This is a genomic window from Litoribacillus peritrichatus, from assembly GCF_039537985.1.
GTDB lineage: Bacteria > Pseudomonadota > Gammaproteobacteria > Pseudomonadales > Litoribrevibacteraceae > Litoribacillus > Litoribacillus peritrichatus.
Window position 1 is genome coordinate 146,844 of the sequence record NZ_BAABBN010000007.1, and the last position, 25,846, is coordinate 172,689.

A 25,846-nucleotide genomic window follows, 5' to 3' on the forward strand; every position below is an offset into this window, starting at 1 on the left:
AGAATGAAAGAAAATCGCGACTATTTGGAAATGTCGTTCCAGTCGATTAACTGCTTTGCTGACGATGGCAAATTGGATGCTGAAGAGCTGATGAAGATTTTTGCCATTGCAAAGCGGGATGGTGTTGTGGATGACAACGAGCGTCGGGTTCTTCGCAACATCATTTCCCGCATCAAACCTGAAGAAATGGATGAAGCAATGCGCGAAGCGCTGGAAGAAATTCGACAAGAATTTATCGCTTAATTGTCGTTTAACTTTTTAAATTGTATTCATCGTCAGGGAGGTAATTTATGTTTGCAATTTTGCTGAGTGAGAAAATGGACCCGTTTTATCAGAACATTGCGTCCTTTCCCACAGCGTTTTTTACCTTCTTTCTGGCTTTGTCGCTTTGTTATTGGTTGTTTGCTGTCCTGGGTGTAGTTGATCTGGAATTTCTGGATTTCGACATACCGGAAGTGGAAGGAGAGTTGAGCTCAACTAAGAACAGCCTGACGGCAGGTGATGTAGTGGCCGGGCTGTTTTTGCGCTTTGGTTTGAATGGTGTGCCGGTAACCATTGTGGTTTCGATCATGTCGTTGATCGGCTGGTTTATCTGCTATTTCATCGTTCATTTCTTTTTTGCTTACATTCCTGAAGGAATACTGAGATACCTTGCGGGCCTCCCGGTGTTGGTGGGCTGCCTTTATGTTTCTGCTATGGTGACTGCTTTTATGATTAAACCGTTACGATCCATCTTTAAAAAAGCCACTTCGCATTCGGTGAAGGAAGTGTTGGGTCAGACAGCCGTTGTTCGCTCATTACGGGTGGACAATTCGTTCGGGGAAGTGTTTCTCGCCGACGGCGGTGCCGGTTTAATCTTTAAAGCACGAACTTTCGGAGATACCACGTTTAAGAAAGGGGATCGTGTTGTGCTGCTTGAGCATTTAGCAGAAGAGCATGCTTATCGTGTCATTTCAGAAGAAGAGTTTACCCGTTAACTGAATTAACAACGGATGAAAAAGTCTGCATTGTGCGGGCTTTTTTGTCGCCTTAGATATTAATAAATGGAGTTATTGTTATGGCTGATTTATCAGTTTTAATGCCTATCGCGATTGTTCTAGGCGCAATTATTATATTTATACTTGGCCTTGCTGCGGCAATCAAAGCCTTTTATGTCAAAGTGGCTCAGGGTACGGCGTTGATCATCAACGGCCTGGGATCTGTGCCAAAGGTTAAGTTCACCGGTGGTATTGTATTCCCGATTATCTATAAAAAAGAATTGATGAAAATTTCATTGATTACTTTGGAAGTGGATCGCCGTGGTAAAGACGGTTTGATTTGTTTGGATAACATGCGAGCGGACATCACCGTTGCTTTCTACTTGCGGGTAAATGAAACGCAAGAAGACGTATTGCGTGTTGCCAAGTCGATTGGCGCAGATCGCGCGTCCGATAAAGATGCTGTTTATGACCTGTTTGCGGCTAAGTTCTCGGAAGCCCTGAAAACGGTGGGTAAACAAATTGAGTTTGTTCAGTTGTTTGAAAACCGCCTTCAATTCCGCGAGAAAATTGTTGAGGTGATCGGTGATGACCTGAATGGTTACATTCTGGAAGACGTTGCGATTGATTACCTTGAGCAAACTCCGAAAGGGGCGCTGGATGCGAATAACATTCTGGATGCGGAAGGTATTAAGAAGATTACTGAGCTAACGGCCAGCCAGAACGTGGTAACCAATGAGCTGGAGCAAAACGAAGCGTTAGCCATTAAGAAAAAGAACGTGGAAACCAAAGAAGCCATGCTTGAGCTGGAGCGTCAACAAGCCGATGCCGAAGCCCGTCAGGAGCGTGAAGTGGCTACCATTCAGGCCCGCGAAGAAGCTGAAACCCTCAAGGTTCAGGAAGAAGAGCGTAAGAAAGCGGAGTCCACTAAAATTCAGGTGGAACAGGACTTAGCGGTTCAAACGGAAAACCAGAAGCGTGAAATCGAAGTGGCGGACCAGAACCGACAGCGTGCGGTGGCGATCGAAGAAGAGAAAGTAATTCGTGCCCGAGATTTGGAAATCGTAGCGCGTGAACGTGAAGTCGAGCTGCAGAAGATCGAAGCTGAAAAAGCGGTGGAAATCGAGAAGAAAGAAATTGCCAATGTGATTCGTGAGCGTGTTGCGGTGGATAAGACCGTAGCTATTGAAGAAGAGCGCATTAAAGAAGTTCGCGAAGTGTCTGAAGCCGATCGTATGAAGCAGGTTCAGGTATTGGCGGCAGAAGCCGAAGCGGACGAAGAGAAAGTGAAGCAAGTAAAGGCAGCGGAAGCGGAAGAACAATCGGCCAAGTTCAAAGCCACTGAAATTACTGTGATGGCTCAGGCCAACCTTGAGGCCGCAGCGAAAGAAGCCGATGCGAAGAAGAAAATGGCGGAAGGTATTCAGGCCGAAGAAGCGGCTCTTGGCTTAGCGGAAGCGAAAGTTCAGGAAGCGAAAGCGGATGCCATGGAGAAAGAAGGTCTGGCCGAAGCTTCTGTGATTTCTGCGAAAGGCGAATCCGAAGGTAAGGCATTGCGTGAGACCGGTTTGGCCGATGCTGAAGTGATCGCCGCGAAAGGTGAATCGGAAGGTAAAGCGCTTCGTGAAACTGGCTTGGCGGACGCGGAAATTGTGGCTGCGAAAGGTTCAGCCGAAGCGAAAGCGACCAAAGAAGTGGGTATGGCAGAAGCCGATGTAACGCGTGAGAAACTGAAAGCGGAAGCGGATGGTTTGGTTGAGAAATTCGGTGCTATGGATTCCATGAGTGATAAGGCTCGTGATCACGAAGAGTTCCGTATGAGTCTGGAAACGGCGTTTAAAGAAGCAGTTGCCTCCATTGAAGCAGGCAAAGACATTGCTAAAGAAAATGCGGAAGTCTTGTCGAATGCGCTGCAGAAAGCGAAGATTGATATCGTGGGCGGTGAAGAGCACTTCTTCGATAACTTTGCTAAGTCCTTGTCCATTGGTAAGGCCATCGATGGTTTGGCTACCAAGAGCAGTACGGTCAGCACTTTGTTAGCCAAAGTGATGGCGTCTCAAGGCAAGTCTAGTACCGCAGCGTCTAAAGACAGCGATGTTTCTCACTAAGAGATTGTTGATCTTTTCTAAGGCGTAATACGGATAGGGCAACGGCCGTTTGATGGTGAAACTCTCTCAAACGCTGTTGCCTGCTAACATCATCCGTTCGTTAATCTAACTCTGACAAGAGTGAATTATTTTTCTGTACTAAGTGAAGGATTTAACGATGGTGCAGCAGGATCAGTCTACAGAACAAAATGCTTCTGAGAGTGGCGCAGGCAGTCATGTCGAAAATGCCGTCGCTTCCGGTGGCGCATACGAAGTCATCCGTAAGCGCTTAACCGATCAAGGGAAGCAACTTAGCCAATTAACCCGAACGTTGAACGAGTCCAGATTAGAAGAGTTTGGTAGTTCAGACATGAGTGTGGTTTCTCGTGTTCGGGTTCGTACGGAAAACAACAGCGTCGCCCGCGATATGGTTCAGGTCGGCGACTACTTATTATTTGGATACAACGTCTTTCTTGGCTTGAAGAAAGAAACTCGGATTGACGATGTATTTTCTCTGTTTCGATTGCAGCAAGACGGCGAAAGCTACGAGCTTGAGTCGGTGGATATTGGCACCAGCTTTTTAGCGCAAGCGTCTTTCGTCAACGATTTTGATGAACTCTACCGGTACTACAAGCATACGAAGTTGGTTCAGCTTACGGTGCAAAAAGGTAAGTTGTTGGCCGGTTTCCAGATTGGTGAACGACTGGAAGACATTCGAGTCTTCCGATGGTCGGTGTCTGCCGATGGCAAAGACGTTAACTACATCGACAATCGCGGTGAGCGCGACATCCAGCTCCCGCCGGCTTACGACTTTGAGTGGGTGGAAACCACCCGTGAAGATGTGGTCAACGGTCGTCACCCACACGTGAATATTTTGGACAAAGTGTTTGTTGAAACCGTTGGTGGTGATCTCACTATCAAAATTGAAGACAACACGGAAGATGGTTTGGGGGTTTATCGTGAGTCGGTGGATGATGCCACTCAGTCGTTGGATGATGCCCGCTTTTTATACGCAGAGCTGGGCGGTCTGATTCTGCTGCGTATCTTGCCCTACCGTGAAGAAACATGGCGTTACTTGATTTTTAATACCTTAACCGAAGATGTGTTAAGGGTGGATGCCATTGGTCAATCCTGCGTACAGTTGCCGGAAGATCACGGCATTATTTTCCCGGGCGGGTATTACCTGCAAACGGGTGAGTTCAAAACCTTTGATCAGGAGTCGGTCAGCTCAGACAGCGGAGGTTTAAAATTCAAACGCATTATTAAATCGCCTAATGGCGAAGATGTGTTGTATGTGTTTTATGAACCCGATGAAGGACTGTTTGGCTTATTTGCTTATAACCTGATCAGTAAAGAATTGCAGAACCCGATTTATGGTCATGGTTATGCGTTATCAGAAGATGGGAAATTGGTGGTGTTCTCCGCTGAGAGCGAGCCCACCCGAGTCCATCCCATGCAAATTTGGCAAACGCCGTTTGTCAGTCAGGACTTTGCCAGCCGGGCAGAAGTGAGCCAGACCTTTTTTGGCCGTATTGGTAACGCGGCTTTGGTGCGCGGGGTTTCTGATCTTTACAGTATTTGCCGTCTGATTGAAAACCAATCGGTTTCTTCTCGTATGTATGAGGAGTTAAGCCGATCCGCAGCCAAGATATTCGATGCCCATTATTGGATTGGTGATTATCAGCCGCCGAAAGCTGAAGCGTCTGTTTCTGAAATCTCTGTTTCTGACGTACTGAAAGAAATCACCTCAACCTCAGAGCTGGTGATTGATGAATTCGAGAAAGTGGAGAGCATTCGTCGTCAGTCGCAACAAGCGATGACCGAAGCGGAAGCAAAGCAGTCCGAAATTCTTCAATCGCTGCGTCCTGAAAACTGGGAAATTGCAGAAGATTACGTCGATGCTTTAAACCAGCTTCGTCACCAGCAAGGTCACCTGGCCACCATCAAAGGTTATCGTTACATTGATGTGGCGCGGATTGAAACGCTCGGCGAGCAGGTGGTTGAGGCTCAGGCAAAACTGAGTGAACAAACGGTTGAGTTTTTGTCGGATGAAAAGGCTTTGGAGCCTTATCTTGCAAAGATCGACAATTTGAACGCCGAAGTGGAAAAAGCCGAAACCATTGCTTCGTTAACCCCATTGATTGAAACCATCGAGTCGACGGCGTCCGGTCTGGATTTATTGTCTGAATTGATGGCGTCCTTAAAAGTGGACGATGCCACCGTTCGAACGCGGATTATTGATGCCATATCCGAAGTGTATTCGAAGCTGAACCAAAGCAAAGCCAATGCCCGTCATAAGCAAAAAGGGTTGGGCTCGGAAGAAGCGATTGCGCAGTTCAGTGCCCAGTTTAAGCTGTTTTCACAAAGCATCACCAATGCTCTTGGAATGGCGACCACCCCTGAGCGCTGTGACGAGCAGTTGTCGCGCTTGTTGGTGCAACTGGAAGAGCTGGAAAGCCAATTCAGTGAGTTCGATCAGTTCCTCTCCGACATCATGGCCAAGCGTGAGGAGATTTACGAATCTTTTGAGTCGCATAAGCAGCAATTATTGGATGAGCGTCAGCGGAAAGCGCAGTCGGTGACCGATGCCGCAGATCGAATATTGGCCAGCATTGAACGTCGTTCATTGAAGTTTACCGACGCTGATGAATTGAATACTTATTTCGCTTCCGATGCGTTGGTGATAAAAACGCGGGAGATGGTGGCGCGACTGAGAGAACTGGACAGCGCCGTGAAAGCGGACGATGTTGAGTCCCGGTTTAAGTCGATTCAAGAGCAGGCACTGCGTGCGCTTCGCGATAAGACCGACATTTATGAGGAAGGTGGCAATGTCATTAAGTTGGGGCCGCGCCATCGTTTCAGTGTCAATACTCAGGAGCTGGATTTAACGATCATTCCTCGAAATGGTGAGCTGAACGTTCACCTGACCGGCACCGACTATTTTGAAGAGCTGACCCGCACGGAATTACTGGATCTGCGGCCTTATTGGGATATGACGCTCGAATCCGAAACGCCAGAGGTTTATCGTGCAGAGTATCTTGCAGCGCTGATACTGGATGCTGCTGACAAGGAAGAGGATGAACTGTCTGTTTCGGCTTTGCACGATGCGTTATTGGATGATGACCGCTTGCTAAAGCTGGTGCGTACCTATGCTACTCCTCGTTATAAAGAAGGGTATGAACGAGGCGTTCATGATCATGATGCAACTTTGTTACTGAAGCAGTTGATCCCCGCGTTGGACAGCGCTGATTTACTGAAGTTTGACCCGCTTAGCCGGGGCCTGGCTCAGATTTTCTGGGCCAATATTCAGCACCTGGATCGACATGCTGATGAGCATCTGCTCGCCATTAAACAGCGGATGGATACCTGGCATGAACGTGCGCAGTCGGCCGCGAACATGTTGACGATTTTTAATAACCCGCGCGCCAATGCGTTACTCATTGCAGAAATACAAACTGGGTTGTCTCAGTTCATTGCACATTTTCCGATCGATGTGACCGAAAGGGCGATCGCACGAGCGGCGGAGTATCTGGTTGCAGAGCTTAGCCGGGAGAGAGTGGATTTTATCACCAGCAAATATGCTCAGGCGTTGGTGGATGAACTGAAACGCACCTTGGATGATGTGTCCTGGCGTAAATATCAGGGCTCACTGGATCGCCTGAAAGGCAAAGTCGCCGAACGTTGGAACCTCAGCGCTTCCTGGTTAACTGCATTAGTCGAAGGCAAGGGGCTGGCCCAGTTTGAGCGTTATATTCCGGAGGCCATTGCGTTAATTAATGCCGATGGCCGGATTGAGCGTCGTCCGACGGAAGTGGACATTGAACTGAAAGTGGCAGGACTGCTGGGGGATCACCCCAGAATTCAGAACCAGCAACTGGGTTTTGCGCTGGATGAGTTTCTTCAGCGAATGGATGATCACAAACATCGTGTTGTGAAGGGTTACCATGATTATTTGGATTTAAGGCAGAAGATCATTGAGGAAGAGCGTGAGGGCTTACGCCTGGATTCGTTCAAGCCGAAACCTTTAAGCTCGTTTGTTCGTAACCGACTGATTAACGAATCGTATTTGCCGATCATTGGCGATAACCTTGCCAAACAGATGGGCACCGTGGGTGAAAATAAGCGGACGGATCTGATGGGATTGTTAATGATGATCTCACCTCCGGGTTACGGTAAAACCACTTTGATGGAATACGTTGCCAGTCGGCTTGGTTTGATTTTTATGAAAATCAACTGTCCGTCGCTGGGTCACGGTGTACTGTCACTGGACCCAGAGCAGGCACCCGATGCAACCGCACGACAAGAGCTGGAGAAGCTGAATCTCGGTTTGGAAATGGGCAACAATGTGATGCTGTACCTGGATGATATTCAGCATACTGACCCGGAATTCCTTCAGAAATTTATCTCCTTGTGTGATGGCACCCGTCGAATAGAGGGTATCTGGAAAGGCAAAACCAAAACCTACGACATGCGTGGAAAGAAATTCTGTGTGGTCATGGCGGGTAACCCTTACACTGAGTCTGGCGAGGCGTTTAAAGTCCCGGACATGTTGGCCAACCGAGCGGATATTTATAACCTGGGTGATATTCTTGGCGGCATGGATGAACAGTTTGCTTTGAGTTACATCGAAAACAGTTTGACCTCCAATCCGGTTTTGGCGCCGCTGGCGACCAGAGAAATGGAGGACTTGTATAAGCTGGTTCGACTGGCCAAGGGCGAAAACATTGCGACCACGGATTTAAGCCATCAGTACAGTGGTGCTGAGGTGAACGAAATCACCGGGGTTTTACAGAAACTGTTTGTGGTGCAGGATGTATTGTTGAAAATTAACCAACAATACATCGCTTCTGCCGCGCAGGACGACACTTACCGAACAGAGCCTTCGTTTAAACTGCAAGGCAGTTACCGAAACATGAATAAGATGTCTGAGAAAGTGTCGGCGGTGATGAATGAAGACGAACTCATGCAAATGATTTCGGATCACTATCTGGGTGAGTCGCAGCTGTTAACCTCCGGTGCGGAAGAGAACTTACTCAAGTTGGCAGAGCTTCGTGGCAATATGACGCCGCAAGAAGAAGCCCGTTGGAATCAGATTAAAAAGGACTTTCAACGTAATAAATCCATGGGTGGTGATGATGCAGACGTTGGCACCAAAGTGGTTGGACAATTGGTTGACTTGGTGGACGGCGTTAAGCAGTTGGCGACCACCGCTGAAGCAGCCAATGAGACCACTGCCGAGCAGGTGTTAACGGATTCATTATCGGGCATTACAAAGTCGCTGAACCAGATTGGTCAGGTCATTGCGGATTACCAACCGGCAACTGCTTCGGAACCGTCACAACCGCAACAGATTGAAGTGGTTGCCCACTCTGATCCGGATGTGGATAAGTTGTTACGGGTGTTGATCGTTACCATGAGAAAGGGCATCTTCCCGTTGATCCGAGAAATGAACAAGCGCAGTGACCAGAACATGAATGCGTTTGCCAAAATGCAGGAAGTGTCCGATCAGCTTGTTCAGCTGGAATCGGAACTCACCGGAAAATCTGTTTCAAGCATTGAAGGGCCTGATCACTGATTATGGTAAAAGCCATGTGGCTAAAAACCAAATTGGTCGGTTGGGTTTGCGGCTTATTGGTGCTTAGCCACTTGCTTAATGTGTTATTGGGCGGGCTGTTTTATCCGTTTGGTATTTTACCCAGGGATATCAACAGTCTGCCTTATGTTCTTACGTCACCGTGGATTCACGGTGGTGTCAGTCACCTGATCAATAACCTGATTGGTTTGGCCATATTCAGTTGGCTGTGTTTATTAAGATCAGTCAGATTATACGTCTGGAGCAGTTTGTTTATTATCGTTGCTGGCGGGTTCCTGGTCTGGTGTTTTGGTCGGCCCGCGATGCACATTGGTGCCAGCGGCTGGATATTTGGGCTTTGGAGCCTCAGTATCGCGTTGGCCTGGTTTGATCGAAACGCCAAAAATATTTTCATCGCCGTGCTGGTCGTCCTGTTTTATGGCGGGATGATTTATGGTGTATTGCCTCAGGATGAAGATGTGTCTTTTGAGGCGCATTTCTTTGGTGCCGTGGCCGGTGTGGTTGCGGCCTGGATGTCGACTTGGACGATATTTAAACGTAAGCGAATCAATTAAAAAGGAGTTTATGATGCGTTGCCCTCAATGTCATGGCCACGATTTAGAGCCTAAGCAATTGGAAAATGGATTGATTGCGGCTGGCTGCCAAAAATGCGAAGGCGCTATGTTGTCGCTGATCAATTATCGGTTTTGGTCTGAAAATCATCAGGAAATTACTGAAGAGAAAGTCAATGTTGATGTGATGGAGCAAGCGGATGAGCAGCATGAAAAGGCGCAGGTCTGTCCGAAATGTTCGCGTTTGATGACTAAGTTCAGGATTGACTTATCCACAGCCCAGCAGCTGGACTTATGTACTCACTGCGATGAAGCCTGGTTGGATAAAGGCGAATGGCGGCTGTTAAAACAACTGGAGTTACACGGTCAATTGCCCAAAATCTTTACTGATGCCTGGCAGCGGAAGCTGCGCATTCAACGTATGCAGAACGTGGTTAAACAGCGCTATATTGCAATGATTGGCGAAGACCGGTTTCAACAAGTGGATGACTTCAAGCAATGGCTTGATCAGCAGCCAGAAAAAGACGAAATCAAACAATATTTAATTACGACTTATGAATAACGAATCTTTGTAAGGACGAACGACATGCAGTTAAAGGAATTGGAAGGCTGGCTTCGGGAAACGCTGGAAGACGTTAAACTCAGCAGTGAAGAGCGGGCCGAACTGCGCCGGTTTGCGCCTGCGCTGAACGAAGATCAGGTTCGTTTTCTGCGCAATAAAAGTTTTGCTTTGGCTCGGGAAGCCATCGAAGAACAACCAGAAAATACGTTGAAAGTGCTCAAATGGCTGGAGTTGGTGGTTAAAACCATCGATGTAGCTGCCTTGCCTACTTCGGTAGAGAGTTCAGCGCACTTCAGTCCGGGTGATGAATGTCGTCGGAAAATCATCGACTTATGCCATCAGGCACGACACTCCATTGATATTTGTGTGTTTACCATTTCCGACGATACCTTGAGTGAAGCCATTTTTAAGGCGCATAAGCGTGGTATATGCGTGCGAATTATTACGGACAATGATAAATCCAACGATCTGGGCAGTGATGTGGATGAATTACAGTCCAAAGGCGTGCCGGTGCGCATGGACCGAAGCTCAAATCATATGCACCACAAATTTGCAGTGTTTGATGATGCGATATTGTTGAATGGCAGTTTTAACTGGACGCGAAACGCCTCTCGCTACAATCAGGAAAATATTCTGGTGAACGGTGAACTGAAAATCGTCTCTGAGTATCAGGACATGTTTGAGAAACTGTGGAGCCAGTTTGGTTGATCATCGAGCAGGCCGCAGGGGTTCTAATCAGAACCCTTGGGCTTGTTCTGATCCGGCGGAAACGTCTGCATCAGGTATTTTACCGCTGCCGTGATGTTGTCTTCCCGTTCTTCGGGGGAATCCCCTTCAGATACTCTGGCGCCCACTACGCCCCGCCATTGAAGTTCATCGGTTTCCGGGTTCAAAAAGTCTATGATCAATGAGCCGTACTTGTACTGGCTGACATAGGTTTCGTAGCGATCATAACGGCACCCTAGCCAAGGGCAGTGGTGACTGTGAAAACGTTGGACGGCAATTTTGGATTCGACCAGGAAAAAGTAACTGACTTTAAAATCCGGTGCGTCCTGAGTTTCGGTAAAGCCCTTATGCTCCAGGGTATCGTTCATGGCATCAACGATGCGTTGACGGTTGAGATCATTGTCGTAAGGGTCATCAGGGTGAAGCGGTTGCAGCTCCCATTGATAGGTTTGCCAGCCTGAAGTGTTGAGTTCGGGGTCGTAGTCGGTGGTGACTTTGAATGGGGAGCATCCTGAAATCAGCAGAACCGAAAATGCAATGAACAGTGATTTGGCTGCAGTCATAAGTTACTCAGTTAAACCGATGAGAATTGTTCTTATTATTCTAGCTTGGTTTCTCCGGTCAAGAAACCATAAATCTATCGAAAGGCCGACAATGTATTGTTAAAAATTTCAGCGAATAAGGCTCTGAGAATAAGCGACAGAAGGGGCAGCTTAAACTTGGAGGGACAGAATCCCGCTATTTCGCAAGGCATGCAAAACAGTTATTAACACACCGTGTTGTCGGCGTGGTTACGTTCCAACCCTGTGGGTTAGAAGCATTATTTATTCTTCGAGTTCTTCTCTGAACAAAAATTCTTCTGTTTGATGAAGAAGCTCTTGCTGCTCCCGATACAGTTCAATTGACAATCGGGTTGCACGCATTTTTTTGTTTTTTTCCTGTTCACGAGCGCGTTTATCGTCGTTATCCAGGTTAATGCATGCATTGAGCAGTTCGGTTTTTACTTCACTTACTTTTTCGCTATTGATCATGATGGGTCTCCTTTTGATCAATAAATCGAAGTTTAACAGCTGAAATATTACGACTTCATGTCGTGTTCATTACGTTTTAATACCAATGGTTTGTATAAAAATCAAACATTAGTTTGTGTTTTATTTGATCAGTGTGCTGTATTTCAGATAACTGGTGATTGTTGCTTGCTATTGGTGATATCAGGATATTTTGATTATTGTAGAGGGGAAGAGGTGTTCTCTTTTTGATCAGAATCAGAAAGTCCGAAGGTTAAAAGACCTTCCGTGATGTCAGGCGACGTTGTCGGCGAGTAATACTTGCATCTGGTCGTTGGTTAATGGCCTGCTGACTAAAAATCCCTGAATCAGGTCGCAATTTTGATCCCTCAGGAATTCTCGGGATTCGATGGTTTCGACGCCTTCGGCTATCACGCGTAAATCCAGGCTGTGAGCCATAGCGATGATGGCTTTGGTAATGGCTGCGTCGTCGGAATTGTTGTTGATGTCCTTAATGAAGGATTGGTCGATTTTGAGAATATCAATTGGGAAGCGTTTAAGATAACTCAAAGAGGAATAGCCGGTACCGAAATCATCAATGGATAAACCAACGCCTAAGTCGCGGATTTCCTGAAGCTTACGGATGGTCCCTTCGACGTCATCCATTAATAGGCTTTCGGTGATTTCAAGGGTGAGCCGTTGTGGTGCTAACTCCGCTTCTTGAATGATGGTTTCGAGCAGCCTCATGAAGCCTTCGGCTTTGAGCTGTTGGGCTGATAGGTTGACCGACACTTTCAGGTCACCATAACCGCGTGAAGACCAGCGACGAGCCTGTATGCAGGCGGTACGCAATACGAATTCGCCGATTTTATTGATGAGTCCGATTTCTTCTGCGAGCGGGATGAACTTCACCGGCGAAATGAGGCCATGAGTGGGATGATTCCATCGAATTAAGGCTTCGGCTGATTCGATTCGGTTGCTCTTAAGGCTTTGCTTGGGTTGATAAAATACTTCGAACTGATGTTTCTCTAAGGCATTATGCAATTCATTTTCAAGATGTAAACGTTCGGCTGAACTGTCACCCAGGTGTTCGGAGTAAAGATGAAAAACGTTGCCACCCATGGTTTTGGCCTGATTTCTGGCCAGTTCTGCCTGGTTAATCAGGGTGTGCATACCTTTGGTGTGCAGCGGAGAAATGCTGATGCCGATACTGGCCGATAAAATCAGATCTTTATTCTCAATTTGTACCGGAATGTTGAGCACTTCAATGGCTTTGCGTGCTTTTTTCTCGATGTCGGCAATGTCTTGGTCAAACTCGACGGCAATGGCAAATTCATCACTGTTGTAGCGAGACACTGTGTCGGCATCGTTGAAGATTTGGGAGAGGCGTTCAGCGGCAGTGCGCAGTACCCGGTCTCCGGCGGCATGACCAAAGGTGTCATTGATCAATTTGAAACGGTCAAGATTAATCAGGAACAGCGCCAATGGTGTGTCCGACCTATGGCTGTGCTGTAAAGAAGAGTGCAGCCGGTCCATGAATAAATCCCGGTTCACCAACCCTGTCAGCTTGTCGTAGTACGTCAGGTATCTGAGCTTGCGATCCACTTCTTTTCTGGCCGTCAGATCCGATAACAAGCAAATGTAATGGGATATTTTATTCGCTTTGTCCCGAACGACGTTGATTTTTAGCCACATCGGATAAGCAGAGCCGGACTTTCTTTGGTCTGTGATTTCACCTTGCCAGAAGTCACTTTGCTCCAACTCTTTGGTGATGGCTTTCAGCGTGTCACGTTTTTCCAGTGAATCGCCCAGATCCATCGTGTGTTTACCGATCACCTCGTCGCTGTCGTAACCCGTCATCGTAATGAAGCTGTTGTTGATCATCATGAAGTGGAAACGTTTATCGAGGATGGCAATGGCCTCTGTGGTGTTCTGGAAGACAATACTGCCCAGTTTCAGTTGTTCGGTGTGTTCCATTTCCCGGCTGACATCCCGGCGGGTACCGAGCATTCGAACGGAGCGGCCTTTATCGTTCCATTCCACCGTTTGGCCGGAATCCTCAAACCACGACCAGCTACCGTCTTCCTGACGAATGCGATAGCGCACTAAGTATTGTTCGGTGTTACCGCGCATGTGAGCGATTAAGGCTTTGCGGGCAGAGCGGAAATCATCCGGGTGGGTGTTGTTTTTCAAGTGGCGGAGAAACTGAGAAGTGGTGGTATTGCTGCTGCCAAAGAGCTTATGAAAGTGGGAATGGTAGATGCAGTCGTTGTCTAAATCCCACTCCCAAAGACCTAAGTGACTGACTTCCATGGATTTAGATAAACGATTCTGGCTGTTCAGCAGGGCTTTGGTGGTGTCTTTATGCAGCGTCATTTCCTGCTCAAGTAAGGCATTGGCTTGCTGTAACTCATGAGTGCGGGCATCGACGGTTTTTTCGAGTTGCTCGTGTGTGTGCTTGAGGTTTAATTCGGCAGTAACGCGTTGTTGGACTTCCTGAATAAGGTCTTGGTTCAGTTTGTCCGTTTGGGTCATCGTGTTGGTGAGGGTATCAATCAGCGCTTCTTTGTCTGAACGATATTTAAGTGCCAGTACGATGGAGCGATTGATGCGGATGGCACTGTATACCAGAAAGACAGAAAAGAGTGTTGCCACAAAAGGCAGGGAGTCTTTCGAAATATCGTAATCGTGCAACAGGTGGAGAAAAGGCGCCAACAAGGCCCCGGCGGTGAAGCTGATGAATGCAGGCATATAAGCCGATAATGCAGCTGTGGCATACACAGCGAGGGCAGCCACTAAGGTAAAGAGCAACGCCTGGTCGTGTGCGTTGACCGGACTGATCAAGAACACAATGGCACTCCATGCCAGCCCTGAGATACCAGAACCAAAGACAGTAAACGCCACTTTAGCCGACATAGGTACTTTTTTATTACCGGCAATGAAAGAGTAAAATCCCAGCTGGCCTAAAGGTAAACAGCACTGTAAGGCAAACCAGGCGATGATGATGTGCGTCGGAAGCTGTTGCCAGAAGGACACCAAAATAACCAAACTGGCCAGTAATGACAGGGTATAGAAAGCCTTGGACTCAACCGCGAGACGCTTCAGTTGAGCCTTGAGTAATTCTGTATCCGGCGTTAGCCGTTCATCTTCAAAGGCATTCTTCGACTTCATAACTATTAACTGTTAGGCATTTAATGACTGATTGCTGGAGACGAACCCGGAATTGTTGGATACTTGTCGGTTTTAAACCGATTGTCTGAGCATCAGGTGCATAATTATTTATTGTTTTTATGTCTTCAGGATAATGACTGAATTCCTGATCGATGTAAACTTATGTAACGAAAAATTCAGATGGTTGTTAATTTTGTTCTGTAATTAATTGATTATAAACATCTTTGTTGTTCGATTTTTGCAGTTTATTCGTCATTTCCATGAAATTCACGCAGGAACAAGTTCTCAATTATGGACATTAGCCACTTATTAGATCACTTGAATGATGCTCAAAGGCAGGCGGTTTCGGCTGAGCAAGGCAGTTTGCTGGTGCTGGCCGGAGCAGGCAGTGGTAAAACACGAGTGCTGGTTCATCGAATCGCCTGGTTGATGCAGGTAGAACAGGTTTCGCCGTTTTCGATCATGGCGGTGACCTTTACCAATAAGGCGGCCCGTGAGATGCGTGGTCGTATTGAAGAGTTGCTGGACTCGTCCATTCAGGGGATGTGGGTCGGGACATTCCACGGTTTAGCTCATCGATTGTTAAAACTGCATTGGCAGGACGTTGAGTTGCCTGAAAACTTTCAGGTGTTGGACTCGGACGACCAGTTGCGACTGATTAAGCGTATTCTGCGGGAAATGCAGCTGGATGAAGCCCAGTGGCCACCGAAACAAGTACAAAACTACATCAACAACCAAAAAGACGAAGGCCTACGGGCCGATCATATTCCGACGTCTTACGATCCTTTTTACAACAAGATGATCGAAATCTACAAAGCCTACGAACAAGCCTGTCAGCGTGGCGGGTTAGTGGATTTTGGTGAGTTGTTATTGCGTTCCCATGAACTTTGGTTAAAGCGTCCGGATGTTCTTGCCCATTATCAAAAGCGGTTTACGAATTTATTGGTGGACGAGTTTCAGGACACCAACACCATCCAGTACGCCTGGTTAAGGGTGTTGGCCGGTCAAACCACCCATGTGATGGCGGTGGGCGACGATGATCAGTCCATTTATGGTTGGCGTGGCGCCAAAGTGGAGAATATCCGACAGTTTCAGACTGATTTCTCAGGCGCTCAGTCGGTGCGATTGGAGCAAAACTATCGCTCCACCGGCCACATTTTAAAAGCCGCCAACGCGTTGATTCAGAATAACCCGGATCGTTTGGGTAAAGAGCTTTGGACGGAAGATGGCGACGGTGAAGCCATAGACTTGTACGAAGCGTTTAATGAGCAAGACGAAGCCCGGTTCATCTCCGAGCGTATCGACGAATGGCAGAGTGATGGCCACCGCTTGGACGAAGTCGCCATACTGTATCGCTCCAATGCTCAATCGCGGGTATTGGAAGAAGCCTTACTGCGCTCCGGGACGCCTTACCGTATCTATGGCGGACAGCGTTTCTATGACCGTCTCGAAATTCGCAATGCGATGGCGTATCTTCGGTTGTTGTCTAATCGTCATGATGATCCGGCGTTTGATCGGGTATTGAATGTGCCAACCCGTGGCATAGGCGCCAAGACGGCCGAACAGATCCGGGATTTTGCGCGTCAGCAGAACATTTCCTTGTGGCATGCCGCCAATGAAATGTTATCACTGAAATTGTTAAGTGCCCGAGCCGCCAACGCCCTCGATGGCTTTGTGCAGCTGATTGATAACCTTTCGAACAGCACGTTGGATTTATCGCTGGATGAGATTGTGGCTCAGGTGGTTGAGCGCAGCGGTTTGATTGATCATCACCTGAAAGAAAAGGGCGAGGCCGGTCGCAGCCGTGTGGAAAACATGCAGGAACTGGTCAGTGCCGCGCGACAATACAGAAATGAAGACGATCACTCCTCTGAGTTGGCCGCCTTCCTCGACAGCGCCGCCTTAGATGCCGGCGATACTCAGGCCAGTGAACATGAATCCGCCGTACAAATGATGACTTTGCACTCTGCCAAAGGGCTGGAGTTCCCGTTGGTGTTTATGGTCGGGATGGAAGAAGGTTTGTTTCCGCATAAAATGTCGGCCGACGAGCCGGGCCGACTGGAAGAGGAACGTCGTTTGGCGTATGTGGGAATCACTCGTGCGATGAGTAAGTTAGTGCTGACTCATGCAGAGAGCCGAAGACTGTATGGCAGTGAAACCTTCAACCGGCTTTCACGCTTCATCAATGAAATTCCGGTGGAGCATGTTAATGAATTGCGGGTGAAAGCCCCGATCACCAAGCCTGCGGTGGCCTCCATCGGAGTACCGGATTCCTCCTTGGTTCCTTTGGGCCAAAGGGTATATCACGAGGTGTTTGGTGAAGGCACTGTGATGAACTGTGAAGGTCAGGGCGCAAATGCCCGGGTGCAGGTGAATTTCAGTGAAGATGGTACTAAGTGGCTGATGTTGGCCTATGCTAATCTTCAAATGCTGTAGCGAACAGGCGTGTTTGTGTAATACATTACTAATCAAAATCCGATGAAAGAATAATAAAACAAGGAGCGAGAAATGAAACGCCGCGACATATTAACGATCGCAGGAGTGGGGGCTGCCGCCGCAGCGCTGTCAGGCTGTCAGTCCAAAGAAGACTGTGGCCCTGCTACCGGCGGTGAAGCCGCTGCTCAGCAAACCTATGAATGGAAATTAGTGACGTCCTGGCCAAAGAACTTTCCGGGGCTAGGTATGGCTCCTGAGCGTTTGGCTAAAATGGTTAAGGCCATGTCCAACGGTCGTTTAAAGATTAAGGTGTATGGTGCGGGTGAACTGGTTCCGGCTTTGGAAGTGTTTGATGCGGTGTCCCGTGGTACGGCTCAAATGGGCCACAGTGGTGCTTATTACTGGAAAGGAAAAATTCCGGCATCGCAGTTTTTTACTTCCGTGCCGTTTGGTTTAACCGCACAGGAAATTAATGCCTGGATTAACTACGGTGGTGGCCAGGCGTTATGGGAAGAAATTTACGCCCAGCATAATGTGCTTCCCCTGCCGGGGGGCAATACCGGCGTTCAAATGGCGGGCTGGTTCAATAAGGAAATCAACTCCATTGAAGATTTGAAAGGCCTGAAGATGCGTATTCCGGGTCTGGGTGGTGAGGTGTTGAAGCGTGTGGGTGGTACTCCGGTGAATATTCCGGGAGGGGAGTTATTCACCGCGCTGCAAACGGGTGCCATTGATGCAACTGAATGGGTCGGGCCATACAATGATCTGGCGTTTGGTCTCTATAAAGCGGCGAAATTTTGTTATTACCCGGGCTGGCATGAGCCGGGCTCTATGATGGAGTTTTCGATCAACAAGCCAGCGTTGGACACTTTACCGGAAGACCTTCAGGAAATTCTGAAAGTGGCGTGTAAAGCCATCAATCAAGACATGCTGGATGAATACACCGCAAGGAACAACGCCGCATTAAGTGAGCTGGTGAATAAGCATAACGTTGAAATTCGACGTTTACCGGATGAAGTGCTGGCTGAGCTGAAGCGAACGGCTGATTTGGTGGTGGCCGAGACCGCTGAAGGTGACCCTTTGACTAAGAAAGTCTACGAGTCATTCATTGCCTTCCGTGATGGCGTCAGTAATTGGCATAAGTTGTCGGAACAGGCCTACATCAACGCCCGTTCTGCGGAAGGTTAACAGCCCTGCGAATACCCTCAATGGGGTTTTTGTGTCTATACTGAAAAAGCCTCGACAATGCGTCGGGGCTTTTTTTGTTGAAAGTTTAGACGTTGATGTTCTATTCAGAAGGTGTAATACGATGAAAAAGTTAGTAGGGATGCTGTTCGCTATTTTATTCTCATCCACTGTGGTGGCCGAGGGATTGACCGATTCACTGGTTCAGGGTTGGTTAAACAGCCAGTCAGCGGTGGAGCGTTTTGGTCAACAGCATGATGCTCAACTGGATAAGTACAATGCGGATATGGAGAATCAAAGCACACCCATGGCGGCGTTTTCTCAAGGGGTAGTGGCATTAAAGCAAACGGGGTTGTATGGCAAATTTGAGGATATTATTGATGACTACGGGTTTGATTCGCCGGAACAGTGGGCGGACGTCGGTGGTCGCATTATGAGCGCTTTTTTTGCCATAGAAATGGGTGGCCGTGCCGCTGAAATGGCACAGATGCAACAGCAAATGCAGGCTATGATGAATAACCCGAACATTCCTCAAGAGCAAAAACAAATGATGGCTAACTCAATGAAACAAGGGATGGCGATGTTTGAACAAGCGAAAAAAGCACCGGAAAGTGATAAGAAAGTGGTGACAAAGTTTTTGCCGCAACTTCGCAGTTTAGGCGATCAGAATATGGCCCAATAATGGCCTGACAGCCATGAAGAGGCCCTTGAGCCGTCAGCTCAAGGGCTTTTTTGATCCAGGTTAGAAACCTTAAATGACCTTAGAAAATCTTTGCTGCAGTTCCGGGTTCATGTGCGCATCAAACGCCATACAAATAGAACGAATTAACAAACGCCCTGGTTGACTGATAGTGAGTGCGTTGTCCGTTAGGGTCACCATGTCATCGTCGACAAAGTTTTTCAATGACATCAGCTCGGTATGGAAGTAATCCACGAAAGAGATGTCGTATTTCTTCTCAAAGGTTTGATAATCAATCCGGTATTGGCAAGCCAAGGTCATGATCAGGTCTTTACGCAACTCGTCGTCTTTATTCAGCTGATAACCTTTTTCAGTGGGTAAGATGCCCTGAGCCAGAAAGTTCTGATACAACTTCAGGCCTTTGGCGTTCTGGCTGTATAAACCTTGCACTAAGCTGATGGACGACGCTCCCAGTCCTACTAAGTCCAGCTCATTGTGAGTAGAGTAACCCTGGAAGTTACGTTGTAAAGACCCCGCTCTTTGCGCTTTGCATAACTCATCGTCGGCCTTGGCAAAGTGATCCATACCGATGTAAACGTAGCCTGCTTCCATTAATTTGGAGATGGTCAAATGCAGCAGGTCTAACTTGGTGGCGCTGCTCGGAATGCTGTCGCTGTCGATCAGCCGTTGAGATTTGAAGCGATCCGGTAAGTGTGCGTAGTTAAACACTGCGATTCGATCGGGATTGAGTTCAACTACCTGGTTCAGTGTTTTCTCAAAGGTTTCGACCGTTTGTAACGGCAAACCATAAATCAAATCGTAACTGATGGATTTATAGCCACAACCTCGCGCTGCCTTGGTAATGGCTTCCACTTCTTCGTAGGACTGAACCCGGTTAATGGCCTTTTGAACGTCGGGATCGAAGTCCTGAATGCCCATGCTGATGCGATTAATGCCCAGCTTACGATAGTGCGACACCTGCTCGGTGGTTAAGGTTCTTGGGTCAACTTCAATGGAGTACTCACCGTCCCTATTCATGTCTAAATCAAAGTATTTCTTGAGCTTTGAGATGACTTTTTGAAACTGCTCTTTGGTTAAATAGTTGGGTGTGCCACCACCAAAGTGCAACTGCTGAACTCGGCGTTTATCAAAGTTCGGGCCGACAATTTCCATTTCTTTGGCTAATGCCTCAATGTACGGGTTGGCCTTTTCTTTTTGCTGAGTCACAATTTTATTGCAGCCGCAGTAGAAACACAGCCGTTCGCAGAAAGGCACGTGAACGTACAGAGAGATGGGCTCTGCTGAGTCTTTGTATCTTGCCGCATGGGCCAAAAACTGATTTTGCTTAATGGGTGCAAAGCTTAATGCGGTTGGGTATGAAGTGTATCGCGGGCCTTTGCCTTCATAGCGACGGATCATTTCATCGTCCCAATGAAAGTTTGAAAAGTCAGTGGATAATTCTGTCATGGCCATGGGCTCCAGCTTCACTCTGCAAAAATCTTACAGTGATGTATTTCGAGAATAACGAATATCTGGAAATACGAATGTTAGTTAACGTTATGAGATGACAGTGTAGAAGAGTGCTGTAAGCTCGGTTTTGATGTGCATCAAAGGAGTGATGATAACTAAAAAACAGAACGCTGCTGTCTGACAAGCGGGACGACTCATGTTTAAGATAAGCAAATCAGGCGGTTAAAAGGTCAAAACGAAGGTTTTTAGTCAGATGTTTTTTTGAAATGCTCTTGAACTCATAATTTGCCCGCTACGAACGGCGTAAGGATGAACTGTTATCTGACTTAGTCATTTCTTTTACGAAATGGCCATATTGATGCATGAGTGTAGAGTCTGCTTTTTCGCCAAAGCGGTCATTAGGATTGTTTGAGGAATGCTTCTGCTTTGGTTGTCAAAGCAGACATGTTGAACGCGACAGCTATGCTGACACAGTGGGTTACTCGCATGCAGGGTGTTGTGGGGCTGGAGGCTAGATACCTCCGGCTACCCGATTAGATTTTACGACTCCCAATGCCTTTCAAGATAATAGAAGCAGTTTTCAGACTTCCAAATATAGCCCCAGTGTAGGCCAATAGAAAACCGTGGCTCGGCCTTCTCTTCAATTCTCCAAGCTTGCTCAATCTCCCCTAGGTCGTCAAACCTTGAGAGGTCAAAATCTTCTTCCCATTCCATTTTATTGTCGAGAGCTTCATTTTTGGCAGATTCAATTTCGAGGCAAACTTCAGAAGAATCTACTTCTTTCAGTTCAAGCCCATTAATCCATGCCTGAAAGTCTACTCTTTCTTTCCATACTGGCTCGCCAAGCTTTCCCTGCCCAAAAGGAGAGTTAGTAACAACGCTGTAGAGGAAGAATTCTTCGATAGAAGAAAACTCAGAGATAGTTCCACAAATCAACCAAACATAGCTAACCTGCCACGTGATAGTACTTTCATCAAAGATAAACTCTGAATCTTGACTATCAATATTCTCAAGCGATTTTTCAAGAAGCTCTTTTTTCATAACTAGTAAAATCTAACGCCGCCATTTGCGGCAGGCTTGAGTGAAGGACTTTTGTGCATGGCGAAGCCATGCACAAAAGGCCGGAGCGAAAGACTGTCCAGCCCCAGCGTCTTTTTGCTGGGGCGATGCAAGATGGCCTGGTTAAATTTCAATTTTCGTTTCAAGGAATGCAAGATATTTAGGATCGTCTTCCATAAATATATTCATTCCAGCCCCCATATACGCTCTTGTTAATTCTTCTGCAGCACTCTCAAATTTGCTCAACTCGAAATGGGCTTGGCCAAGCCTAAGGTGTATAAACGGATTTCCGAGACCACCAGGGCATTGAATGGCATTAATGAAGCACTTCAGCATTTTCTCAAAATTTTTAGTAAAAAAATGAGTGTCTCCGACTGCCACGTAAATCCAAGTAGCAGCCTCCCAGTTTGATTGCGGGCTTGGAAGTAACTTAAGAGCTTCAATATATTTGGCTCTTGCTTCTGAATAAAGTTGTTCGCCCACAAGTTGATCACCAGCCTTGCAAAGATCTTTTATGCTCTCGTGTAATCTTGGCTCTAATTCTTCAGACATCTAGTACTCGATAATTAGGAAAATATAACAGTGTAATGGACGGACCCGGACTGCCCGTATATTACTTTATCTACTTTTTCCAAAAATTTTCTCAGCCTAACTGTAACAAGGCATTTAAGAAATTCCTATAAAAATCCTCACTGTACAAAGCAGACTTTTTCATAAAACTGTAACAAAACCTATTCACAACGATGATCTCAGACAAAGAACCAAAGGCGTTAAAAGTCCTTTAGATTCTCTTTGAAATTGAGCGCTTTCGATGTGATACCAGACGTCAGTAGCAGTTAGGCTAAGAGTCAGCAAAGGGGCACTAGCAGACTTTTTATTCGAATATCGCCATGACCGCCCCGTGAAGCAGGGGCGGCCACTATCTGGCTTAGCCGTTTTAACTGATTCTAAATTGATTCATAAACCCCAAGTCTATGTATTGGTGTGTCATATCCTTGGGGCAGTTGTCACAGAGCTAACTCCCGTACACTTGCTCAGGCAGCCATGTGGCCAGTTCCGGGAAGAAAGCCAGGCCAATCAGCAATAGCAGCTGAATGATAATGAATGGAATAACGCCTTTGTACATATCGGAAGTCTTAACTTCCGGCGGTGCCACGCCTCTTAAATAGAACAAAGCAAAACCAAATGGCGGTGTTAAAAAGGAGGTCTGCAGATTGATGGCAATCATGATGCCTAACCAGACCGGGTCCAGCCCCATGGCTAACAGAATCGGGGCCACAATGGGCACGACGACAAAGGTGATTTCGATGAAGTCCAAGATGAAGCCGAGCAAGAAGATGACGATCATCACGACCAGCATGGCACCTAACGCACCGCCAGGAATGCTTTCAAATACCGACTGAATGAGCTCTTCGCCACCAAAGCCGCGAAATACCAGCGAGAAAATGGCCGCGCCGATGAAGATCATAAACACCATGCAGGTGACTTGTGTGGTTTGCTGACACACATCTTTCAGGCAGGTCAGTGACAGTTGTTTTCTGAGTGCCGCTAAAACTGTGGCACCAAATGCCCCTACGGCAGCCGCTTCCGTCGGTGTTGCGACACCTCCGACAATGGAACCTAATACGCTGATGATTAAGATTAAAGGCGGTAATAGCCCGAAAAAGATGATTTTGATTAAATGATCGTGGGTGTGGTTATCGATCATCTCTTTTCTGGAAATCGCTGGTGCGGCCTCCGGTTTCAGTAACGCGGTGACGTAAATATATAAGCCATACAGTGCGACCAGGATCAGTCCCGGAATGATGGCACCCACAAACAAATCACCGACGGAGACGGTTTTCGGTGAAAAGATGCCCATGCTTAATTGAGCCTGTTGATAGGCACTGGAAAGCACGTCTCCTAAGATGACAAGTGCGATGGATGGCGGAATGATTTGCCCCAGAGTGCCAGTGGCGCAAATCGCGCCGGTAGCCAATTTGGGGTCGTAACCTTGTTTGATCATGGTGGGTAACGAGATCAAACCCATGGTCACAACGGTGGCCCCGACAATGCCGGTACTGGCGGCCATTAGCATACCAACCACAGTAACGGCGATGCCGACACCTCCGGGCCAACTGCCAAACAGAATCGACATACTTTCCAGTAAATCTTCAGCGACTTTGGATTTTTGCAGCATGACGCCCATGAAGACAAAGAAAGGCACGGCCATTAAGGTTTGATTACTGATCAGGCCAAACAATCGGTTCGGTAAAGCTTCCAGAAAGGCGCCGTCGAACGTGCCGGTCAGCAAACCGATGCCTGCAAACGCCAATGCGGTTCCGCCTAAGGTAAAGGCAACAGGAAAGCCCAGCATCAGAACGAAACAAATGGTTAAAAACATAAATAGAGGCATGAGTTCCATTATTTTGCCTCCTGAGAATAATGATGGCCTAAAATCGCCAAACTTTTACAGATTTCCGAAATGCCCTGAATGAGGACACTGATGACCATGCCTAAGATCAGGGATTTTAAAAGGTAGACGAAAGGCAAGCCGCCAGCTTCCTGGGATTTTTCCTGCATGGACCAGGAAAAGGCGATGTATTCCCAACTGATGACACCGATGAACGTCATCATTGGTATTAATAAAAATAAACAGCCGAGGAGGTTCACCCAGGCTTTTTGATGGGCTTTCATGTCACGATAGAGGATGTCCACCCGAACGTGGCCGTCCATTTTGAGGGTATAACCCGCACCCAGCAGGAAAACTGCGGCGTGGAGGTACAATACCGATTCTTGTAAAAAGATAAGATTAAAGTCAAAGGCGTAACGTAATACCACCAGTGTGAACATCAGAACGGTCATGAAGAGGGTTAGCCAGGAAAGGGTTTTCCCAAACCACTCGCTGCCTTTTGCCAACGAAATGTGTATTCGGTGGAATATTTCAAACATGTGTGACAACCACTTATTAGTTTTTTGCGGGGCATTATAAAGAATGGTGCTGTAATGAGACAGCAGTTAAGTGCATAACTCACCGGTCAGGATCGAGGTCGGGTTTAATTAACTAAATTATTTTTAGCCGTCTTCGTTGTAACATAGCTGTCACAAACCGCTTATATATTGATCGAAAATTTGAAAGAACTCAGGGAGTTTTTGAGTAAGTTTTTTAGCGTTCTGGCTGAGCCAGTCTGGCCAGAGGTTAATAGATTTATTCAGAGGTTCCCGAAACAATTTCTGACAGTATCTACTTAATTTTGGAGAGTAGTCATTATGAAAATGAAAAAGATTTTTGCAGCGGTATCCATCGTTGCTGCAGCAGCGTTCACCGGTCAAGCGACAGCGGCTGCTAAAGTTGATGCCGACATTGCACCTTATTCAAAAACTTCGGGTGTGTCTGGTAACTTCAGTTCAATGGGTTCAGATACGTTGGCGAACCTGATGACTCTTTGGGCGGAAGATTTTAAGCGCTTCTATCCAAACGTGAACATCCAGATTCAGGCTGCCGGTTCTTCAACTGCGCCGCCAGCGCTAACCGCTGGTACTTCTAACTTTGGTCCTATGTCTCGCAAGATGAAGGATAAAGAAGTTGAAGCGTTTGAGAAAAAATTCGGCTACAAGCCAACTGCGATTCCGGTAGCGATTGATGCCTTGGCGGTTTACGTGAACAAGGATAACCCAATCAAAGGCATGACGATTGCCCAGGTTGATGCAATCTTCTCAAACACCCGTAAGTGTAAAAACAAAGAAGACATCTCCAGCTGGGGTCAGGCGGGTCTGAATGGCGAGTGGCAAAACCGTGACATTCAGTTGTTCGGTCGTAACTCAGCATCTGGCACCTACGGTTACTTCAAGAAAAAAGCACTTTGTAAGGGTGACTACAAGTCAAGTGTCAATGAGCAGCCTGGTTCTTCTTCTGTGGTAACGGGTGTTTCTGAGTCAATCAACGGTATTGGTTACTCTGGTATTGGTTATAAGACATCAAGTGTTCGTGCGATTCCTTTGGCTAAGAAGCCAGGTCAGAAGTTTGTTGAAGCAACGCCTGATAATGCTGTAAACAAAACTTACCCATTGTCTCGCTTCTTGTACGTTTACGTGAACAAGGCGCCTAACAAGTCTCTGTCTCCAATGGAAGCTGAGTTTGTAAAAATGGTGCTTTCTAAGCAAGGTCAGGAAATCGTAATCAAAGACGGTTACATCCCGCTACCTTCAAAAGTTGTGTCTAAGTCTTTGAAGGCATTAGACCTATAACCACTCTTCATCAGTAAGAGTTAAAAGGGGAAGTTTACTTCCCCTTTTTTTTTGATTTCAGTCTGTAATATTTCTGTAACACAATTGACTTATTTTAGCTGCAACTAGTAAATACC

The 25,846-nt window shown here is 47.1% G+C and carries 19 protein-coding genes; 11 read left to right on the forward strand and 8 right to left on the reverse strand.

Translation table 11 applies throughout. The features are described from left to right. The first annotated feature begins 3 nt into the window (after window positions 1–3). The 7 genes from ABD744_RS10415 (at window position 4) to ABD744_RS10445 (ending at window position 10,478) form a co-directional block, all read left to right on the forward strand. A complete protein-coding gene (locus ABD744_RS10415) occupies window positions 4–243 on the forward strand; it encodes a hypothetical protein (RefSeq protein WP_344798229.1) in 240 nt (79 codons plus the stop codon). A 47-nt stretch (window positions 244–290) separates the two neighbouring features. Beyond that, window positions 291–977, forward strand: coding sequence for a DUF1449 domain-containing protein (locus ABD744_RS10420; protein ID WP_344798231.1), 687 nt, complete (start codon window positions 291–293; stop codon window positions 975–977). 80 nt (window positions 978–1,057) lie between these two features. Continuing rightward, the gene (locus ABD744_RS10425) at window positions 1,058–3,085 is read left to right on the forward strand and encodes a hypothetical protein (protein ID WP_344798233.1); all 2,028 of its coding nucleotides are present in this window, start codon (window positions 1,058–1,060) and stop codon (window positions 3,083–3,085) included. Window positions 3,086–3,242: 157 nt separating this feature from the next. Then, window positions 3,243–8,639, forward strand: coding sequence for a DNA repair ATPase (locus ABD744_RS10430; protein WP_344798235.1), 5,397 nt, complete (start codon window positions 3,243–3,245; stop codon window positions 8,637–8,639). A 14-nt stretch (window positions 8,640–8,653) separates the two neighbouring features. Further along, on the forward strand, window positions 8,654–9,211 hold the full coding sequence (locus tag ABD744_RS10435) for a rhomboid family intramembrane serine protease (protein ID WP_344798237.1): 558 nt from the start codon (window positions 8,654–8,656) through the stop codon (window positions 9,209–9,211). A gap of 13 nt (window positions 9,212–9,224) precedes the next feature. After that, window positions 9,225–9,770 (forward strand): TFIIB-type zinc ribbon-containing protein, encoded by a 546-nt coding sequence (locus ABD744_RS10440; RefSeq protein WP_344798239.1) that lies wholly within the window; start codon window positions 9,225–9,227, stop codon window positions 9,768–9,770. Window positions 9,771–9,794: 24 nt separating this feature from the next. Then, window positions 9,795–10,478: a phospholipase D-like domain-containing protein gene (locus tag ABD744_RS10445; RefSeq protein WP_344798240.1), complete on the forward strand. Its 684-nt coding sequence runs from the start codon at window positions 9,795–9,797 to the stop codon at window positions 10,476–10,478. 23 nt (window positions 10,479–10,501) lie between these two features. Here the strand turns inward: ABD744_RS10445 and ABD744_RS10450 are convergent, their stop codons facing one another. The 3 genes from ABD744_RS10450 to ABD744_RS10460 all read right to left on the reverse strand — a co-directional run bounded on the left by ABD744_RS10450 (window position 10,502) and on the right by ABD744_RS10460 (window position 14,674). Continuing rightward, window positions 10,502–11,059, reverse strand: coding sequence for a DUF4136 domain-containing protein (locus ABD744_RS10450; RefSeq protein WP_344798242.1), 558 nt, complete (start codon window positions 11,057–11,059; stop codon window positions 10,502–10,504). A 261-nt stretch (window positions 11,060–11,320) separates the two neighbouring features. Beyond that, window positions 11,321–11,527, reverse strand: a complete 207-nt coding sequence (locus ABD744_RS10455; protein WP_344798244.1) for a hypothetical protein — start codon at window positions 11,525–11,527, stop codon at window positions 11,321–11,323. Between the two features lie 270 nt (window positions 11,528–11,797). Next, a complete protein-coding gene (locus ABD744_RS10460; RefSeq protein WP_344798246.1) occupies window positions 11,798–14,674 on the reverse strand; it encodes a putative bifunctional diguanylate cyclase/phosphodiesterase in 2,877 nt (958 codons plus the stop codon). A 291-nt stretch (window positions 14,675–14,965) separates the two neighbouring features. Here ABD744_RS10460 and uvrD point away from each other — a divergent pair, with 291 nt between their 5' ends. The 3 genes from uvrD to ABD744_RS10475 all read left to right on the forward strand — a co-directional run bounded on the left by uvrD (window position 14,966) and on the right by ABD744_RS10475 (window position 18,977). After that, a complete protein-coding gene (gene uvrD / locus ABD744_RS10465; protein ID WP_344798248.1) occupies window positions 14,966–17,110 on the forward strand; it encodes a DNA helicase II in 2,145 nt (714 codons plus the stop codon). A 72-nt stretch (window positions 17,111–17,182) separates the two neighbouring features. Further along, complete coding sequence (locus ABD744_RS10470) at window positions 17,183–18,298, forward strand: TRAP transporter substrate-binding protein (protein ID WP_344798250.1); 1,116 nt, start codon at window positions 17,183–17,185, stop codon at window positions 18,296–18,298. Window positions 18,299–18,419: 121 nt separating this feature from the next. Then, window positions 18,420–18,977 carry a hypothetical protein gene (locus ABD744_RS10475; protein ID WP_344798252.1) on the forward strand — a complete coding sequence of 186 codons (558 nt, stop codon included), beginning with the start codon at window positions 18,420–18,422 and terminating at the stop codon, window positions 18,975–18,977. A 69-nt stretch (window positions 18,978–19,046) separates the two neighbouring features. Here ABD744_RS10475 and hemN read toward each other — a convergent pair whose 3' ends face one another. From hemN to ABD744_RS10500, 5 genes are all read right to left on the reverse strand, one after another. After that, a complete protein-coding gene (gene hemN / locus ABD744_RS10480) occupies window positions 19,047–20,441 on the reverse strand; it encodes an oxygen-independent coproporphyrinogen III oxidase (RefSeq protein ID WP_344798254.1) in 1,395 nt (464 codons plus the stop codon). Window positions 20,442–20,984: 543 nt separating this feature from the next. Next, window positions 20,985–21,485: a hypothetical protein gene (locus tag ABD744_RS10485; protein WP_344798256.1), complete on the reverse strand. Its 501-nt coding sequence runs from the start codon at window positions 21,483–21,485 to the stop codon at window positions 20,985–20,987. Between the two features lie 141 nt (window positions 21,486–21,626). Then, window positions 21,627–22,055 carry a hypothetical protein gene (locus tag ABD744_RS10490; protein ID WP_344798258.1) on the reverse strand — a complete coding sequence of 143 codons (429 nt, stop codon included), beginning with the start codon at window positions 22,053–22,055 and terminating at the stop codon, window positions 21,627–21,629. Window positions 22,056–22,518: 463 nt separating this feature from the next. Further along, window positions 22,519–23,910 (reverse strand): TRAP transporter large permease, encoded by a 1,392-nt coding sequence (locus tag ABD744_RS10495; protein WP_344799610.1) that lies wholly within the window; start codon window positions 23,908–23,910, stop codon window positions 22,519–22,521. Continuing rightward, window positions 23,907–24,434, reverse strand: coding sequence for a TRAP transporter small permease subunit (locus tag ABD744_RS10500; RefSeq protein WP_344798260.1), 528 nt, complete (start codon window positions 24,432–24,434; stop codon window positions 23,907–23,909). The genes ABD744_RS10495 and ABD744_RS10500 overlap by 4 nt, the downstream gene beginning before the upstream one ends. A 318-nt stretch (window positions 24,435–24,752) precedes the next feature. Here ABD744_RS10500 and ABD744_RS10505 point away from each other — a divergent pair, with 318 nt between their 5' ends. Continuing rightward, window positions 24,753–25,730, forward strand: coding sequence for a PstS family phosphate ABC transporter substrate-binding protein (locus ABD744_RS10505; protein WP_344798262.1), 978 nt, complete (start codon window positions 24,753–24,755; stop codon window positions 25,728–25,730). Window positions 25,731–25,846 lie beyond the last annotated feature (116 nt).

Bases quoted from the DNA above. Each gene is read 5' to 3' on its own strand.
- ABD744_RS10500 (WP_344798260.1), bottom strand. From the start codon at position 24,434: ATGTTTGAAATATTCCACCGAATACACATTTCGTTGGCAAAAGGCAGC.
- ABD744_RS10490 (WP_344798258.1), bottom strand. From the start codon at position 22,055: ATGTCTGAAGAATTAGAGCCAAGATTACACGAGAGCATAAAAGATCTT.
- ABD744_RS10440 (WP_344798239.1), top strand. From the start codon at position 9,225: ATGCGTTGCCCTCAATGTCATGGCCACGATTTAGAGCCTAAGCAATTG.
- ABD744_RS10485 (WP_344798256.1), bottom strand. From the start codon at position 21,485: ATGAAAAAAGAGCTTCTTGAAAAATCGCTTGAGAATATTGATAGTCAA.
- ABD744_RS10430 (WP_344798235.1), top strand. From the start codon at position 3,243: ATGGTGCAGCAGGATCAGTCTACAGAACAAAATGCTTCTGAGAGTGGC.
- ABD744_RS10470 (WP_344798250.1), top strand. From the start codon at position 17,183: ATGAAACGCCGCGACATATTAACGATCGCAGGAGTGGGGGCTGCCGCC.
- ABD744_RS10475 (WP_344798252.1), top strand. From the start codon at position 18,420: ATGAAAAAGTTAGTAGGGATGCTGTTCGCTATTTTATTCTCATCCACT.
- uvrD (WP_344798248.1), top strand. From the start codon at position 14,966: ATGGACATTAGCCACTTATTAGATCACTTGAATGATGCTCAAAGGCAG.
- ABD744_RS10505 (WP_344798262.1), top strand. From the start codon at position 24,753: ATGAAAATGAAAAAGATTTTTGCAGCGGTATCCATCGTTGCTGCAGCA.
- ABD744_RS10415 (WP_344798229.1), top strand. From the start codon at position 4: ATGAAAGAAAATCGCGACTATTTGGAAATGTCGTTCCAGTCGATTAAC.
- ABD744_RS10420 (WP_344798231.1), top strand. From the start codon at position 291: ATGTTTGCAATTTTGCTGAGTGAGAAAATGGACCCGTTTTATCAGAAC.
- ABD744_RS10455 (WP_344798244.1), bottom strand. From the start codon at position 11,527: ATGATCAATAGCGAAAAAGTAAGTGAAGTAAAAACCGAACTGCTCAAT.
- ABD744_RS10435 (WP_344798237.1), top strand. From the start codon at position 8,654: ATGTGGCTAAAAACCAAATTGGTCGGTTGGGTTTGCGGCTTATTGGTG.
- ABD744_RS10450 (WP_344798242.1), bottom strand. From the start codon at position 11,059: ATGACTGCAGCCAAATCACTGTTCATTGCATTTTCGGTTCTGCTGATT.
- hemN (WP_344798254.1), bottom strand. From the start codon at position 20,441: ATGACAGAATTATCCACTGACTTTTCAAACTTTCATTGGGACGATGAA.
- ABD744_RS10460 (WP_344798246.1), bottom strand. From the start codon at position 14,674: ATGAAGTCGAAGAATGCCTTTGAAGATGAACGGCTAACGCCGGATACA.
- ABD744_RS10425 (WP_344798233.1), top strand. From the start codon at position 1,058: ATGGCTGATTTATCAGTTTTAATGCCTATCGCGATTGTTCTAGGCGCA.
- ABD744_RS10445 (WP_344798240.1), top strand. From the start codon at position 9,795: ATGCAGTTAAAGGAATTGGAAGGCTGGCTTCGGGAAACGCTGGAAGAC.